The following is a 14,680-nucleotide window of genomic DNA, read 5'->3' as shown; positions in this document are numbered from 1 at the left end:
AGTCGTGGATGCCCGGGACAAGCCCGGGCATGACGACGAATGACAATGCGGCGAACTGGGACGGGGCCCCGCGGCTCAGTTGGCGAAGCGGAAATGCAGCACGTCGCCGTCGGCGACGACATATTCCTTGCCTTCGAGGCGCAGCTTGCCGGCGTCGCGGGCGCCCGCCTCACCGCCGAGCGCCGTGTAATCGGCGAAGGCGATGGTCTCGGCGCGGATGAAACCCTTCTCGAAATCGGTGTGGATGACGCCGGCCGCTCCCGGGGCCTTCGTCCCCCTGGTGATGGTCCAGGCACGCGCCTCCTTCGGACCCACGGTGAAATAGGTGACCAGCGTGAGGAGCTCGTAGCCGGCGCGGATGACCCGGTTGAGGCCGGGCTCGGCGAGGCCGACCGCCTCCAGGAAGTCCTTCTGATCCTCGGCCGCCATGACCGCGATCTCGCTCTCGATCTTGGCCGAGACGACGACGGCCCTGGCGCCCTCGGCCTCGGCGCGCGCGAAGACCTTGGCCGAGAAGCCGTTACCCTGATCGGCGGAGGCCTCCTCGACGTTGCAAACGTAGAGGACCGGTTTGGAGGTCAGCAGGTTCAGCATCTCGAAGGTCTTGGCCTCCTCCGGCTTCACCTCGGTCATGCGGGCGGGGCGGCCGTCGCGCAGGTGGACGAGGGCGCGGTTGACGAGTTCGACCTGCTCCTTGGCCTCCTTGTCGCCGCCCTTGGCCTTCTTCTCGAGGCTGACGACGCGCTTCTCGAGGCTCTCGAGGTCGGCGAGCATCAGCTCGGTCTCGATGGTCTCGATATCGGCGATCGGGTCGACCTTGCCCTCGACATGGGTGATGTCGCCGTCCTCGAAGCAGCGGACGACATGGGCGATGGCGTCGACCTCACGGATATTGGCGAGGAACTGGTTGCCGAGACCCTCGCCCTTCGAGGCGCCGCGGACGATGCCGGCGATGTCGACGAAGGTGATGCGGGTCGGGATGATCTGCTGCGACTTGCCGATGGCCGCGAGCTGGTCGAGGCGCGGGTCGGGCACCGCGACATCACCGACATTCGGCTCGATGGTGCAGAACGGATAATTCGCCGCCTGCGCTGCCGCGGTCTGCGTCAGGGCGTTGAAGAGGGTCGACTTGCCGACGTTCGGCAGGCCGACGATGCCGCATTTGAAGCCCATGGAAGGTCCGATCTGAAGCTGTGGCGCCTTGTCGAATGCAAGGCGAGGGGTGTCAAGGGCAGGGTCAGGCTTTCGGTGCGTCCTTCGCCTCTCCGGGACGCTTCACCTCACCCCAGCCGCGACCCTCCATGGCGAGGTGGATGCGGTTCTGGAACGCGGCGTCCTCGCCGGCGGCGAGCATCTCGGCCTGGTCGGCGCAGGCGTCGCACAGGTCCTCCACCCAGGGCATCTCGGCCTTGGCGAAGTCGTTGAGCACATAGGCGTGGACGAGGGCCTTGTCGCCGGGATGGCCGATGCCCATCCGCACGCGGCGATAGTCGTTGCCGCACTGGGCGGTGATGGAGCGCAGGCCGTTATGGCCGGCATTGCCGCCGCCGGTTTTCACGCGCAGCTTGGCGGGCGAAAGGTCCAGCTCGTCGTGGAAGACGACGACCCCGGCGAGGTCGATCTTGAAGAAGCGCATGGCCTCGCCGACGGCCCGGCCGCTCTCGTTCATGAAGGTGCCGGGCATCAGCAGCAGCACCTTGTGCAGGCCGACGACGCCTTCCGCACACAGGCCCTGGAAGCGCTGCCGCCAGGGGCCGAAGCGATGCCGGCGATGGATCGCCACGGCCGCCATGAAGCCGATATTGTGCCGGTTGTTCTGGTATTTCGCCCCGGGATTGCCGAGGCCCGCCATGAGGATCATCGGACCGTGTCCGTCACTTGCCGAGGGCCTTGCCTCAAACGAAAGGGGCGCCCCGCTTGAGGGCGCCCCGATGCTGGAATCGTGCGGGGCACAGGCCCCGACGGATCACTTCTTGGCGGCGGGGGCCGCAGCAGCCGCCGGGGCGGCGGGCTCTGCCTCGGCCTCGGCCGGCGCCATGATCGAGAGGATCGTGACGTTTTCCTTGGTCGCCGGGCGGGTGCCGGTCGGCAGCTTGATGTCGGCGATGTGGAGCGTATCGCCGATCCCCATTTCGGAGATGTCGATCTCGACGCCGTCCGGGATGTGGTCGGCGTTGCACAGCAGCGACAGCGAGTGGAGAACGAGGTTCACCGAACCGCCGAGCTTCACGCCGGGCGAGGTCTCGGCACCGTTGAGGTGGATCGGGATGTCGACGCTGATCTCGGCACCGGCGCCGAGGCGCAGGAAGTCGACGTGGACCGGCGTGTCCTTGACGGGATCGAGCTGGTAGTCACGCGGAATGACGCGGTGCTGTTCGCCTTCGACCTCGAGGGTGAAGACGGTCGACTTGAAGTGACCGGCGTAGATCCGCAGGTGAAGGGTCTTGTAGTCGAGCGAAATCAGCACGGGGGGCTTCTTGTCCCCGTAGATGACGCCGGGCACGCGGCCCAGACGACGTTCGGCGCGTGCGGCCCCCTTGCCGCCCTTCGCGCGGACCGTCGCCGACAACGTTTCGTTGGCAGCCATGGTCGTGTTCTCCAAATGAAAGACCCGTGGCGGGAGCCTCCAGGGGTGCGGAGAATGCCACGGGACGCCGGCCTATAGCGGAAATGGGGTGGACGGGCAAGCGGCGGAGGCGGTTTCCCCCGCCCGACCTCATCCTGCCGGCAGTACCTGATACATGTCGGCGAAGATCTGCCAGCCGGCGGGTGTTTTCTTGACGTGGACCATGGAGCGCACCCTGCGGCGCACGGGCTCGCGTCCCGGCTGGCCGATCTCGACATTCCAGACCCACAGCATCACCGCCGTGTCCTCGCCGCCGTCGATCCGCGCCTGGGCGAGCGTCATCTTCGTATCGGCGGAGGCGAAATTGCGCGCATAGACCGCCCGGATCTGATCCCGTCCGGCGGCGACCGGTCCCTCCGGCATCATCAGGACAGCCCGTTCAGCGTAGAGGCCGGCGATCCTGTCGGCATTACGCTCGGCCATGGCCGCTGTGAACTGGCGCACGAGGTCTTCGGGACCGGCCGGACCCTGCTGGGCCGAAGCGTGCGGCGACGCGAGCATCGTCATGCCCGCCACCGCGGCTGCCAGGCTGGCACACCAGCCACGCCGGGACATCTTTCTTCCTTCCGGCATGTTCCCTCCTTCTGCAACAATGGGGACGACCGACGGAACCGGTTCGACACAACAAGCTGCGATGGTCGAACCGGAGCCAGGGCGGGCCTCCCCCGAAACCGGGTCGAAACTGCCCGTCCGATGTTTCCATCCGGCGCCGGGCGCGCCGGACGGGTGTAATGAAGGAGAACAGACATGCGGATTGCGCTGATCCTCGGTATGATGCTTGCGGCGTCGGGTGTCGCGGAGGCGGGGCCTGTCTTCGACCGTCTGACGGGATCGTCCTCGCGCTCCGACCCCTGTTTCGCCCGCGCCTATGACGGCGAGCACCTGCGGCGAAATCCCCAGCAGCGGGTGGTGCGGATCCATCTCTCGCGTGCGCGCGTGGAGGTGGCGGACGAGAACCGCCCGCAGCGCTTCACGGTCCGCGTCGGCTTCCGCCTGCGCAATGATCGCGACGTCTACGAGACCAACGCCATCTGCACGGGCGGAGGCATGGTGGCCGATTGCTCCGGCGAGGGCGATACCGGTGCCTTCCGTCTGATCCTCGCCGCCGAGGCGCTGCGCGTCGAGGTGGAGCGGCTCGAGGTCGAGGGCGGACGCGGGTCCAGTCCCGACCTCGCCCGCAGCGACGATCGGGTGTTCCTGCTGCGCCCTGCCGCGGCAGCCGCCTGCGCCGCCGGCTGAGCGGTCAGCCGTCGCGGCCGAGCACGCCGTCGAGGGCCGATTTCAGGTTTTCCAGCGACAGCGGCCGGTAGGTGAAGATGACGCGGCTGGCACCAGCCGGCACCTCGACGCCGCGGAACAGGATATCGGAGCGCAGCAGCGGCTTGCGCTCGCCGTTCACCTCGACCTCCCAGCCGGGATACCAGGGCTCGTGCAGGCTCAGGACCGTCGAGACGCGGGCGTCGACGGCGATCTCGACGCGATCGGGGCGCCAGGCCGTGATCTCCGCCTTGCCGGGCGAGCGGATGAGCGCCTGGACCGCGGCTGAAAGCATAGCGGCCGATCGCCCGTCGCGCCCCGCCGTCGTTGCCGATTGGGCGCTTGCGGCAGCGGCGGCCACTGCCGCGGTGCGCGCCGGGCTCAGATCGTCGTCGTCGTCGATCATCACCTCCGACGTGCCGTTGCTCGGCGGAAACTGTCCGGCATCGACGAAGGCGTCGGCATCGGCGACCCGAACCACACTGGCGAGCGCGACGCGCGGGGCGGCGTCGGGCAGGCGGTAGATCCAGGCGGTCGGCCCGGCCATGATCGTCTCGACCGACGACCATTGCGCGAGATGCGGCATGAGCTCGATCGGCCGGTCGAGAACGATGTACTCGATGCCGAGGAGCTTGCCGAGATCGCAGCTATAGCCCGGGAACGAGGTCGGGAAGCGCCGGTGGAAGACCGTGTAGGGGCTCTCGCCCGGCGCGACGAGCCGGTCATAGGCACCGATGCGCAGCGGGTTGTAGCCGTTGGTTGCCTCAAGGCCATAGACCATCGCCGCGTTCTGCCACGGGCCACCGAGGCCGACGATCTCCACGCGCGGGCGTGTCGCGGCGGAGCTGTGGCGCTTCATTTCGCGGGTCAGGGTCGCAATGATCTGCGCATCTCGCCCCGCGGGTTTCTCCAGGAAGGCGTAGTTGGCGCGCGGCTCGGCATTCATGGAAGAGGCGGCGTTCCGCAGCACGAGTTCGCCCGCGGTGAAGGCTACGGCGAGGCTTGCGGCCGCAAGGCGCAGACGCGGGGTCTTCGGCCAGGCCAGAAGGACGGCGAGGGCGACATAGATCGGCGCCACCTTGGCGATGGCAAGCGCGGAGTCCCAGCCCTTGCCGGAGAAGCTGGAGAAATGCACCGCCCACGCGAGGACCGTGACCACCACGAGAGCGAGGGGCACCGCGACGAGCCGGTTCAGCCGGGGCAGGCCGTTGCGCACATAGTCGGCGACGAGGAAGCCCGAGAGATAGGCGAGCGCCAGGACGACGAGGAAGAGACCGCCGACCGGTCGCCGGAACTGCGAGACGCCGGGGGCATACTGGAACAGCAGCGGAAAGAGCGGCGTATAGCGCCCGAGCGCATAGCAGAGCCCGATGAGGGCGATGGCGGCGAAGACCCGGCGCCCCGACGCCACCAGCCTGCCACCGGCGAGGCCGTGCCAGAGCACCAGCAGCGCGGTGAGCGAACCGGCAAAGAGATAGTTGAACGCCCGGTCGGTGCTGTCGATCCCCGGGCGGGTTCCGTGGCTCGGCCCCCAGTCGCCCGTCGCGCTGGGTTGCAGCGAGCCGAGCACATCAGGAGCGATGAAATTGGCGAAGTTGACCGGGTACCAGGAGGAGGTCAGCGCATAGGCGAGGTCGATGCCGGGCCGGTTCGAGAAGGCGGCGAACTGGGCGGTGAGCAGCAGCGGCACGGCCATCAGCGCCGCGCCGAGGATGGCCATCAGGACGAAGAGATGCAGCCGTCCGAGGAAAAAACGCCAGGGATCGGGCTGCGTGACCACCTGCCGGATCGCCATGACGGCCAGGAGCACGCAGAGCAGCATGGGCGTCTGCGTCCTGCCGAGCGCGATGACGACCGCGACGACGGTGAAGCCGATCGCAGCGAGGATCGAGCGACGGCCGAGGGCGATGTCGAGCAGCAGCAGCGCCAGCGGGAACAGGCCGAAGGCGGTGATGATCCCGACATGGTTCATCCGCCCCGACACGACGCCGCCGAGCATGAAGATCGTGGCCGCGAGAACCGAGCCCGCCGCCGGCCAGCCGAGCCGGTGGCCATGGACGACGAGGGCGAGCCCGCCGACGAGCAGGTGCGCATAGACGATGAAATCGAAGGCGAACATGGTCGGTTCGGCATCGAACCAGGCCCAGATCAGGAAGGGCGGCTGGAAGATCAGCGACTGCGGGTCGGCAATGCTTGGGTGGCCGGCATAGTGATAGGCGTTCCAGAACGGGGTGGCGCCGGAATGGAGCGAGGAGGCGAGGAAACGGAAGAAGGCGTAGAACTGGTTCTTGGAATCCCAGGGCACGACCAGATCGTTCAGCCACCATTGCATCCAGGCGGCGGTCCAGATCGCGGAGACGGCCGCGAGAGCGACAAAGAGACCGGCACGGGGCGAGCCCGACAGCCGTGACATCCATGATTTCGGGGGCATGGCATGCGGTATGTGCGCGCCGCGACCGGCGGCACCAACCCGTACTTGCAAAGACACTTCAGCCCCCCGGGACCGGATGATGGCCCGCGGCAGTCACTGAAACGTGATCGATTGTGTTTTTCAAGTGATTTGTCCGCGGTTGCACGCCAGTCACCACACCGCAGATTTACCGCACGTGAACAGCGCCGCGGGTTGCAGCGGAGTGCCCGGACAGCGATAAGCTTCTCCCATGTCCACCGCAGAGCGCGCCCGATCCACGCATGGCGGCCTCAGAGGCCTGATCTCCAACCTGGCCATACGGCTCCGCGTCCTGGCCGAGACGGCGGGGAAGCGCTTCAACGACCTGATGCCGAAAGGGCTCTATGCCCGTTCGCTGATCATCGTCATCGCCCCGATCGTCATCCTCCAGTCGGTGGTCGCCTATGTCTTCATGGAGCGGCACTGGCAACTGGTGACCCACCGCCTGTCGGCCGCGGTCACCCAGGACATCGCGGCGCTTATCGAGGTGCAGCGCACCTATCCTCAGGATCGCGATTACGCGACGCTCAGGCGCCTCGCGCGCGAGCGGCTGAGCCTGCTGCTGGAGATCCTGCCGCCCGAACCGCTGCCGCTGCCGGGACCGCGGCCCTTCTTTGACGTGCTGGACGCCGCCCTGTCCCGCGAACTGGCGCTGCAGGTCGGCCGGCCCTTCTGGGTCGATACGGTGGGCAATTCGGCGCTGATCGAGATCCGCATCCAGCTCGAGGACGGCAAGATCATGAAGGTCTTCGCCCGCCGCGGCATGGCCTATGCCTCCAACAGCCACATCTTCCTCGTGTGGATGGTCATCGCCTCGCTGGTGCTGATCGGCATCGCGATCCTCTTCCTGCGCAACCAGATCCGCCCCATCCAGGCGCTGGCCTCGGCTGCCGAGGATTTCGGCAAGGGGCGCGACGTGGCGGGGTTCCGGCCGCGCGGGGCGAGCGAGGTGCGTCAGGCGGCGCTCGCCTTCATCGAGATGCGGCGCAGGATCGAGCGGCAGATCGACCAGCGCACGACGATGTTGGCCGGCGTCAGCCACGACCTGCGCACCATTCTGACCCGCTTCAAGCTGGAACTGGCGCTGCTGCCGGAGGGCCCGGAGACCGAGGCGCTGCGCCGCGACGTCGACGAGATGGGGCGGATGGTGGAGGGCTATCTGTCGTTCGCGCGCGGCGATGCCGGGGAAGCGCCGGCATCGACGGATATCGAGGCCTCGCTCCGGGAAATCGGCAACGATGCCGAGCGCTCCGGTGCCAAGACCACGGTCACCTTCCACGGCATGTCGACGGTGAAGGTCCGGCCGGACGCCTTCCGCCGCTGCATCTCGAACCTGGTGGTCAATGCCGCCCGCCACGGCGACACAATCGCCATTTCCGGCCATCGCGATCACCGCTGGCTGACCGTCACGGTCGACGACGACGGGCCCGGAATCCGGGCCGACCGGCGCGAGGACGTGTTCAAGCCGTTCATGCGGCTCGACGACGCCCGCAACGTGGACGACGGCGGGTCGGGGCTCGGCCTCGCCATCGCCCGGGACATCGCCCGCTCCCATGGTGGGGAGATCACGCTGGGCGACAGCCCGCTCGGTGGATTGCGAGCGAACGTGCGCGTCCCCGTCTAGGGGGAAACGGACTTGGTCAGGCGGCGGCCGACAGGTCCTCGCCGCTCCACCGGCGCCGTGCCGCCAGAACCACGTCATGGGCGAAGAGCGACAGGTGGCCGGCGGTGATCGCCGCCGACAACGCCATGCCGAAGAGCCAGTAGCCGGGCATGGACGAGAGCGCGTTGGAGGGCGAGGGGATGCGCGAGGCCTGGTCGAGCAGCGGCTGTGCCACAACCGACAGGACGACGAGGCCGGCGACGCCCGCCATCACCACGGCGGTGGAGCGGATATTGGCGAGGGGCGCGCTCGGCCCCATCAGCGGGCGCAGGGCGCCGACCAGGACGAGGGTCAGGACGACGGCCCAGGAGACCGCATGCATGCCGGCATAGACCTGCGCCTCGAAGACGCGGTTGGCCGCCAGCAGCCCGTCCACCCGGGCGACCAGCGTGTCGGGCGACATCCAGAAGATGGCGAGGCGATAGCCGGGCACGGGATCGATCAGGCCCCAGCCCGTCGTCAGGGCGGCGAAGCCTGCCGCTGCGAGATAGATCCCGCAGAACGTGATGACGAGGCGTCGCATGCCATTCTCCCGCATTCTCCGCCGGGACCCTAGGAGCGGCAGCGGGTGCCGGCAACGATAAGGTTAAGAATTGGTTAACGCCGACGCCCGTATCGGGCTTTCGGGGGATTGCCGCGGCGGCTGACGGGCCTAGCCTGGGGCCGAAAGAACGGGAGAGCGCTCCATGTCCGCCGCCGATGCGATGCCTGCCGCCATCCGCCACTGGCATGCCGTCGCCGCGGCGCGCGACGTCGCCGGCCTGGAGGCCCTGCTGGCCGCGGACGCCGTTTTCGAGAGTCCGGTGGTGCATACGCCGCAGGTGGGCCGGGCCATCGTCATGCGCTATCTCGCCGCGGCCTTCCAGGTCCTCAACAACGAGGGATTCCACTATCCCAACCAATGGTTCGGTGCGCGCTCGGCGGTGCTGGAATTCGCCACCGAGATCGACGGCATCGCCGTCAACGGCATCGACATGATCACCTGGGACGAGGCCGACCGGATCATCCATTTCAAGGTGATGATCCGGCCTTTGAAGGCGATCAACCTCGTCTACGAGAAGATGCGCGAGACGCTGACGGCGATGGGTCCGCGGCCCGCCTGAGTTTCCGCGTCAGCGGTTGCAGACGGTGGGAGCGGAGACCGGCTGGCCCGCCGGGCGGAACTTGAAGACCTGGGAGCCACCGAGCAGCTGGCCGTTCGGGACCCAGTCGCCGGCGGTCGTCATGGCGGGCGGGACGGCGGTGCAGAGGCAGGCGCCGCAATAGGTGATGGCACGGGTTCCCATGGACTGTGCCGGCGATTGTCCGGGGCCGGAGGCCTGGGCAGAGGCAGCGAAGCCTGCGGCGAGGACGAGAGCGGCGGTGGTGGCGCGGATGAGGGACATGGTCTGTCTCCGGGTCGGCGGCGCTGGATCGGGATGGCCGCGTGACGATGAACTTGACCATGGGTCGCGGGGAGACCGCGAAAGGTTCACGAGTTCGGAGAAAGAATATTCGGCTCAGCCGCGCGGCGCCGACCGGCAGGCGGAAGCGGTCCGGGCGGGGTCGCGGGGATGGTAGCGCAGGGTGACGCGGTCGCCCATGCGACCGCTCGGTCGCCAGTCGCCGGGAACGGCCATGTCCGGCCGGTCCTCGTCGCAGAGGCAGCCGGTGCAATAGAGGAAGGCCGTCGTCTGATGACGCGGTGCGTCGCCGGACAGGCCCATGGCCCCGGCGAGCGCGAAGCCTGCCGCAGCAAGCGAGGAGAGATGCGAGGCGGGCATCGGAACGACCTTCCGGTGCAATGACCGCCATCAGAACAGCGCGGGAAGGGTAAAGGATCCCTTAAGATCCGCGTTCGCTGTTGGACATCCCGGCGAGAGGCGCCGTGTCGCCTGGGATCGTCTCGAAGAGAGGCCCTGAAGCCACCCACTTGACCATGGGTCGCGGCGGGGCGGTGGAAGGTTCAACAAAAAACCCGCCCCGGAGCGGGGGCGGGCTTCTCGGCCGTCATGGATGCGGCGGAAGGCTCAGCGCAGCTCGGCGCAGAACTTCTGGATCTTCTCGCAGGCCGAGGTCAGCACCTCGGTGGATTCGGCATAGGAGAGGCGGAAGGCGGGGCCAAGGCCGAAGGCGGAGCCGTGGACGATGGCGACGCCCTCACTCTCGACGAGCTCCATGGCGAAGTCCTCGTCGGTGGCGATGGTCTTGCCGGAGGCGGTCTTCTTGCCGATCACGCTCTTCAGCGAGGGATAGACGTAGAAGGCGCCCTCGGGCGTCGGGCAGGACAGGCCGCTGGCCTGGTTGAGCATCGAGACGACGAGGTCACGGCGCTGCTCGAAGGCCTTGCGGCGGACGGGGATGTAATCCTGCGTGCCGTTCAGCGCCTCGACGCCCGCCCACTGGGCGATGGAGTTGGCGCCGGAGGTCTGCTGGCCCTGGACGAGGTCCATCGCCTTGATGAGGTGCTCGGGACCGGCGGCATAGCCGATGCGCCAGCCGGTCATCGAATAGGCCTTGGACAGTCCGTTCATGGTCAGCGTGCGCTCGTAGAGTGCGGGCTCGACCTGGGCCGGCGTGGTGAAGGTGAACTCGCCATAGACGAGGTGTTCGTACATGTCGTCGGTGAGGATCCAGACATGGGGATGCTTCATCAGCACGTCGGTCAGCGCCTTCAGCTCGTCGCGGGTATAGGCCGCGCCGGTCGGGTTCGACGGCGAGTTGAAGAGGAACCACTTGGTCTTCGGCGTGATCGCCCGGTCGAGCGCCTCGGCGGTCAGCTTGTAATTGGATTCAGGCCCGGCCGAGACGAAGGTCGGCGTGCCGCCGCAGAGCGCGACCATCTCGGGATAGCTGACCCAGTAGGGTGCCGGGATCAGAACCTCGTCGCCGGCGTTCAGCGTCGCCATGAAGGCGTTGAAGAGAACCTGCTTGCCGCCGGTGCAGACGATGGCCTGCTGCCACTTGTAGTCCAGGCCGTTCTCGCGCTTGAACTTGGCGACGATGGCCTGGCGCAGTTCGGTGATGCCGGAGACCGCCGTGTACTTGGTCTTGCCGTCGGCGATCGCCTTGATCGCCGCCATCTTGATGTTGTCCGGCGTGTCGAAGTCGGGCTCGCCGGCGGAGAGCGAGATGACCTTCTTGCCCTGCGCATTCAGGTCACGGGCCTTCTGCGCCATGGCGATGGTGGCAGAGGGCTTCACGCGCTTCAGGGCGTCGGCAAGAAAGGCCATCGGTCGACTCCGTCGAGTTTGAAAATCCCGGAAGGCGCGTTATGACCACGGCAATCAATCCCGCGGCGCCTCGGCATTCCGGCGGGACGTTTAGTCGCGCCGGAAGGTGCGAACAAGCGAAAAACAATCATAGAAGCCATCATCCTGGAGGGACCCCCATGAGCATCAGCATCAAGACGTCGCGCCGCAGCGCCATCTTCGCTCTCGGCGCGCTCGCTGCCGCCCCCGCCTTGATCCGCAGCGCCTCGGCCCAGGCCTGGGCGCCGTCGCGCCCGGTCAAGCTGGTCGTCGCCTATCCGGCCGGCGGCCCGACCGACGGCATCGCCCGCATCGTGGCGCAGGATCTGTCGACGACGCTCGGCCAGCAGGTGGTGGTCGAGAATGTCGGCGGCGCCTCCGGCTCGATCGGTACCCGCCAGGTCGCCAAGGCCGATCCGGACGGCCACACGATCACCTTCGGCAACAACCAGACGCACGGCAACAACATGTTCCTGCTGAAGGAGCCGGGCTACGACGCGGTGAAGGATTTTGCCCCGCTGGCCGGCGCCGGCGCCTTCGAGCACATCTTCGTCGTCAAGAACGACCTGCCGGTGAAGACCATTCCCGAGCTGGTCGCGCTCGCCAAGTCGAAGCCCGGCGAGCTCAACTATGGCTCGACCGGTGTCGGTTCCGGTTCGCACCTGTCCACCGAGCTGTTCATGGTGCGCACGGGCATCAAGATGACGCATGTGCCCTATCGCGGCGCCGCGCCGCTGGTGCAGGACATCGTCGGCAACCGTATCGACGTCGCCAATTCCACCATGGCCAGCGTCTTCACGCAGATCCAGGCCGGTACGCTGCGCGGCATCGCCATCGGTTCGCCGAAGCGCAATGCGCAGTTGCCGAATGTCGCGACGCTGCGCGAGCAGGGCGTAATCAATGCCGATGCCGAGAGCTGGACGGGCTTCTTCGCGCCGGCGGCGACCCCGCAGCCCGCCCTCGAGCGGCTGTCGCGGGAAATCCTCGCCGCCCTCGCCAAGCCGACCGTGGTGGAGGCCATCACCAAGCTCGGCTTCACCATCACGGCGCGCGACCCGGCCGCCTTCCGGCCCTATCACGCGCAGGAGATGCAGACCTGGGCGGAGATCATCCGCGCCGCGAACATCCAGCCGGCTGGGTAAGCCGCCCGTTTCCGAAATCTTCAGGCGGCCATGTCTTCATGCGGACGCGTCCTGATCGCGACCGCATGAAGACCCCCGCGCCGTTCAAGAGGTTTCGGTGAGCACCACGCCCGCGCCTGCATTTGCCGTCGCCCTCCGCGCCGCCCGCACCGACTGGCGCGCTTTTCCCCACGCTCTCGGGAGGCCGGCACTCGCCATCTGGGCGACGGTGGCGACCCTCGCCCTGCTGGTCGCGGTCACCTTTCCGCTGGCCGGCCTGACGCTGTCGCTGCGTGACATCGCGCTCAATGCAGCCCTGTCTACGGTGCTGCTGGCGGGTGCGGCCTTCTATACGTGGGTCCGGCCCGACGAGAGGATCGCCCGGCTTCTGCACGCTGCGCCGCAATTCGTGCTGATGACCTTCCTCGGCGGGGCCCTGTCCTATTCGGCGATGGCGACGAACCTGCCGCTCTGGGATGCGACGTTCGACGCGATGGACAAGGCGCTCGGCTTCGACTGGCCGGCGCTGCTCGCCCTGACCGGTCGCCATCCCGAAGCGGCGCTGGCGCTGAAGATCGCCTATTACTCGATGCTGCCGCAGATGGCCGTCGTCATCGTCGCGCTGGTCACCGTGCGGGCTTTTGGCGAGCTCGACCGTTTCATTCTGGCCTTCGGCCTCGCGGCGCTGATGACGATGGCCATCTGCACCGTGACGCCGTCGCTCTGCGCCGGCCATTTTTACCGCGACGCGGTTGCGGCTCAGCCGCATCTCGGGCTGACCTGGAACTCCGTCGTCCACGTGCTGGCGCTCCGGTCGGGCGAGATGACCTTCGTCTCGATGGCGACGGCGGAAGGCATCGTCACCATGCCGAGCTTCCATACGGTGAGCGCGATCCTCTTCATCATCGCCTTCTGGCACGTGGCCTGGCTCCGCTGGGCGGGCTTTGCCCTCAACGTGGCGATGCTGGCGGCGACGCCGATCGTCGGCGGCCACTATCTCGTCGACCTCATCGCCGGCCTCGCGGTCGCCGTGGCGGCCCGCTGGCTGGCGGTGCGGCTCATACCTGCCTCCGGTCCCGCCGCCGCCATGCGCGACGTTCGCTCCGCCGGCTGACTCCCGCTCAATCGTTCGCTATAACGAACGGCATGAGCCTCGTCCTTCACGCGATGCAACGTTCGGCCAATTGCTACAAGGTGCGCCTGCTGCTGGCGCATCTCGGGCTGCCTTTCGTGCTGAAGGATGTCGATTTTCTGCGCGGCGATACCCGCACGCCAACGTTTCTGGCGATGAACCCTCTCGGCCGCGTGCCGGTCGTCCAGCTCGAAGACACGACCGTTCTGGTCGAATCCGACGCCATCCTCACCTATCTCGGAGAGGGCACCGATTTCGTGCCGCAGGACAAGGTCGAGCGCGCCATCATGATGCAATGGCTGTTCTTCGAGCAGAACGCCCATCACCCGTCGATCGGCGAAGCGCGGTTCTGGATGTCGCTGGTTCCCGGCGGCCGCGAACTGAAGCGCGATCTTATCGACGACTGGATGGAGCGAGCCGAGCAGGCGCTCTCGCGTATGGAGACGCAACTGGAGGCAACCACCTATATCGCCGGCCACCGCCTCACGCTCGCCGATTTGGCGCTCTATGCGAATACCCATCTCGCCCACGAGGCCGATCTCGACCTCGCCCTGTTTCCCGCGGTGCGCGACTGGGTGGCGCGGATTGCGGCGCTTCCGGGCCATGTGGGCATGGACTGGCGCCCGGCGCCGCTCGAACAGGCGAGGGCGCCATGACGGTCAGGGTGCAGCGCGAGGATTTCGATCTCGGCGCCGAGGTCAAGAGGCTCACCGCCGGTCGTGTCGAGGTCGGGGCGGTTGCGACCTTCACCGGCCTGTGCCGCGGCCAGACCGGGGCGACGACGGTCGGTGCCATGACCCTGGAGACCTATGAGGCGATGGCCCTCGCCGAGTTGCAGCGGATCGAGGACGATGCGCGCAGCCGCTGGCCGCTGACCGACGTGCTGGTCGTTCATCGTTTCGGGCGGATGGAGCCCGGCGACAACATCGTCCTGGTCGTGACGCTGTCGGAACATCGGCAGGCCGCCTTCGCCGCCGCCGAATTCATCATGGATTTTCTGAAGACGCGGGCGCCGTTCTGGAAATTCGAAGAGACGGACGAGGTCGGGGGCTGGGTCGCGGCGAAGGATGGCGACGACGCGGCGGCCGACCGGTGGGCGCAGTCCTGACCTTCAGGGTCGGCCGCAGTCGAAGCGGGTGCTGCGCGTTTCACGATCGGTCAAACGAGATGTGGGCAAGTCTCTGCCTCGGCCTTAACCCGGC

The 14,680-nt window shown here is 67.6% G+C and carries 15 protein-coding genes and 1 pseudogene; 7 read left to right on the top strand and 9 right to left on the bottom strand.

Features of this window, described 5'->3' with window-relative positions; genetic code table 11:
- Positions 1–75: 75 nt before the first annotated feature.
- From ychF to Q8O26_RS10965, 4 genes and pseudogenes are all read right to left on the bottom strand, one after another.
- Complete coding sequence (gene ychF / locus Q8O26_RS10980; protein WP_305575558.1) at positions 76–1,173, bottom strand: redox-regulated ATPase YchF; 1,098 nt, start codon at positions 1,171–1,173, stop codon at positions 76–78.
- A gap of 64 nt (positions 1,174–1,237) precedes the next feature.
- Positions 1,238–1,861, bottom strand: a complete 624-nt coding sequence (gene pth / locus Q8O26_RS10975) for an aminoacyl-tRNA hydrolase (RefSeq protein WP_305575557.1) — start codon at positions 1,859–1,861, stop codon at positions 1,238–1,240.
- A gap of 108 nt (positions 1,862–1,969) precedes the next feature.
- Positions 1,970–2,587 (bottom strand): annotated as a pseudogene (locus Q8O26_RS10970) (50S ribosomal protein L25/general stress protein Ctc); the annotation flags it as partial.
- A 129-nt stretch (positions 2,588–2,716) separates the two neighbouring features.
- Entirely contained in the window at positions 2,717–3,133 is a 417-nt protein-coding gene (locus Q8O26_RS10965) for a nuclear transport factor 2 family protein (RefSeq protein WP_305575555.1), read from the bottom strand.
- A 240-nt stretch (positions 3,134–3,373) separates the two neighbouring features.
- Between Q8O26_RS10965 and Q8O26_RS10960 the strand changes: the two genes are divergently transcribed.
- The gene (locus tag Q8O26_RS10960) at positions 3,374–3,865 is read left to right on the top strand and encodes a hypothetical protein (protein ID WP_305575554.1); all 492 of its coding nucleotides are present in this window, start codon (positions 3,374–3,376) and stop codon (positions 3,863–3,865) included.
- A 4-nt stretch (positions 3,866–3,869) separates the two neighbouring features.
- On the opposite strand, the gene Q8O26_RS10955 is transcribed toward Q8O26_RS10960, so the two are convergent.
- On the bottom strand, positions 3,870–6,296 hold the full coding sequence (locus Q8O26_RS10955; protein WP_305575553.1) for a hypothetical protein: 2,427 nt from the start codon (positions 6,294–6,296) through the stop codon (positions 3,870–3,872).
- Between the two features lie 247 nt (positions 6,297–6,543).
- Between Q8O26_RS10955 and Q8O26_RS10950 the strand changes: the two genes are divergently transcribed.
- Positions 6,544–7,956, top strand: coding sequence for an ATP-binding protein (locus tag Q8O26_RS10950; RefSeq protein WP_305575552.1), 1,413 nt, complete (start codon positions 6,544–6,546; stop codon positions 7,954–7,956).
- 16 nt (positions 7,957–7,972) lie between these two features.
- Here the strand turns inward: Q8O26_RS10950 and Q8O26_RS10945 are convergent, their stop codons facing one another.
- The gene (locus Q8O26_RS10945; protein ID WP_305575551.1) at positions 7,973–8,518 is read right to left on the bottom strand and encodes a hypothetical protein; all 546 of its coding nucleotides are present in this window, start codon (positions 8,516–8,518) and stop codon (positions 7,973–7,975) included.
- Between the two features lie 163 nt (positions 8,519–8,681).
- Here Q8O26_RS10945 and Q8O26_RS10940 point away from each other — a divergent pair, with 163 nt between their 5' ends.
- The gene (locus tag Q8O26_RS10940) at positions 8,682–9,098 is read left to right on the top strand and encodes a nuclear transport factor 2 family protein (RefSeq protein WP_305575550.1); all 417 of its coding nucleotides are present in this window, start codon (positions 8,682–8,684) and stop codon (positions 9,096–9,098) included.
- 9 nt (positions 9,099–9,107) lie between these two features.
- On the opposite strand, the gene Q8O26_RS10935 is transcribed toward Q8O26_RS10940, so the two are convergent.
- The 3 genes from Q8O26_RS10935 to Q8O26_RS10925 all read right to left on the bottom strand — a co-directional run bounded on the left by Q8O26_RS10935 (position 9,108) and on the right by Q8O26_RS10925 (position 11,207).
- Positions 9,108–9,380: a hypothetical protein gene (locus tag Q8O26_RS10935; RefSeq protein WP_305575549.1), complete on the bottom strand. Its 273-nt coding sequence runs from the start codon at positions 9,378–9,380 to the stop codon at positions 9,108–9,110.
- Between the two features lie 114 nt (positions 9,381–9,494).
- On the bottom strand, positions 9,495–9,758 hold the full coding sequence (locus Q8O26_RS10930) for a hypothetical protein (RefSeq protein WP_305575548.1): 264 nt from the start codon (positions 9,756–9,758) through the stop codon (positions 9,495–9,497).
- 246 nt (positions 9,759–10,004) lie between these two features.
- Positions 10,005–11,207: a pyridoxal phosphate-dependent aminotransferase gene (locus Q8O26_RS10925; RefSeq protein WP_305575547.1), complete on the bottom strand. Its 1,203-nt coding sequence runs from the start codon at positions 11,205–11,207 to the stop codon at positions 10,005–10,007.
- A gap of 158 nt (positions 11,208–11,365) precedes the next feature.
- Here Q8O26_RS10925 and Q8O26_RS10920 point away from each other — a divergent pair, with 158 nt between their 5' ends.
- The 4 genes from Q8O26_RS10920 (at position 11,366) to Q8O26_RS10905 (ending at position 14,586) form a co-directional block, all read left to right on the top strand.
- A complete protein-coding gene (locus Q8O26_RS10920) occupies positions 11,366–12,367 on the top strand; it encodes a tripartite tricarboxylate transporter substrate binding protein (RefSeq protein WP_305575546.1) in 1,002 nt (333 codons plus the stop codon).
- A gap of 97 nt (positions 12,368–12,464) precedes the next feature.
- Positions 12,465–13,460: a phosphatase PAP2 family protein gene (locus Q8O26_RS10915; protein WP_305575545.1), complete on the top strand. Its 996-nt coding sequence runs from the start codon at positions 12,465–12,467 to the stop codon at positions 13,458–13,460.
- Between the two features lie 32 nt (positions 13,461–13,492).
- Positions 13,493–14,134, top strand: coding sequence for a glutathione S-transferase family protein (locus Q8O26_RS10910; RefSeq protein ID WP_305575544.1), 642 nt, complete (start codon positions 13,493–13,495; stop codon positions 14,132–14,134).
- Complete coding sequence (locus Q8O26_RS10905) at positions 14,131–14,586, top strand: molybdenum cofactor biosynthesis protein MoaE (RefSeq protein ID WP_305575543.1); 456 nt, start codon at positions 14,131–14,133, stop codon at positions 14,584–14,586. Before Q8O26_RS10910 ends, Q8O26_RS10905 begins: the two co-directional genes overlap by 4 nt.
- Positions 14,587–14,680: the final 94 nt, after the last annotated feature.

This window comes from Phreatobacter sp., from assembly GCF_030691135.1.
In the GTDB taxonomy this organism is placed as follows: domain Bacteria; phylum Pseudomonadota; class Alphaproteobacteria; order Rhizobiales; family Phreatobacteraceae; genus Phreatobacter.
The sequence above is the reverse complement of the archived record's forward strand: the minus strand, read 5'-3'. Positions and strand labels throughout refer to the sequence as shown.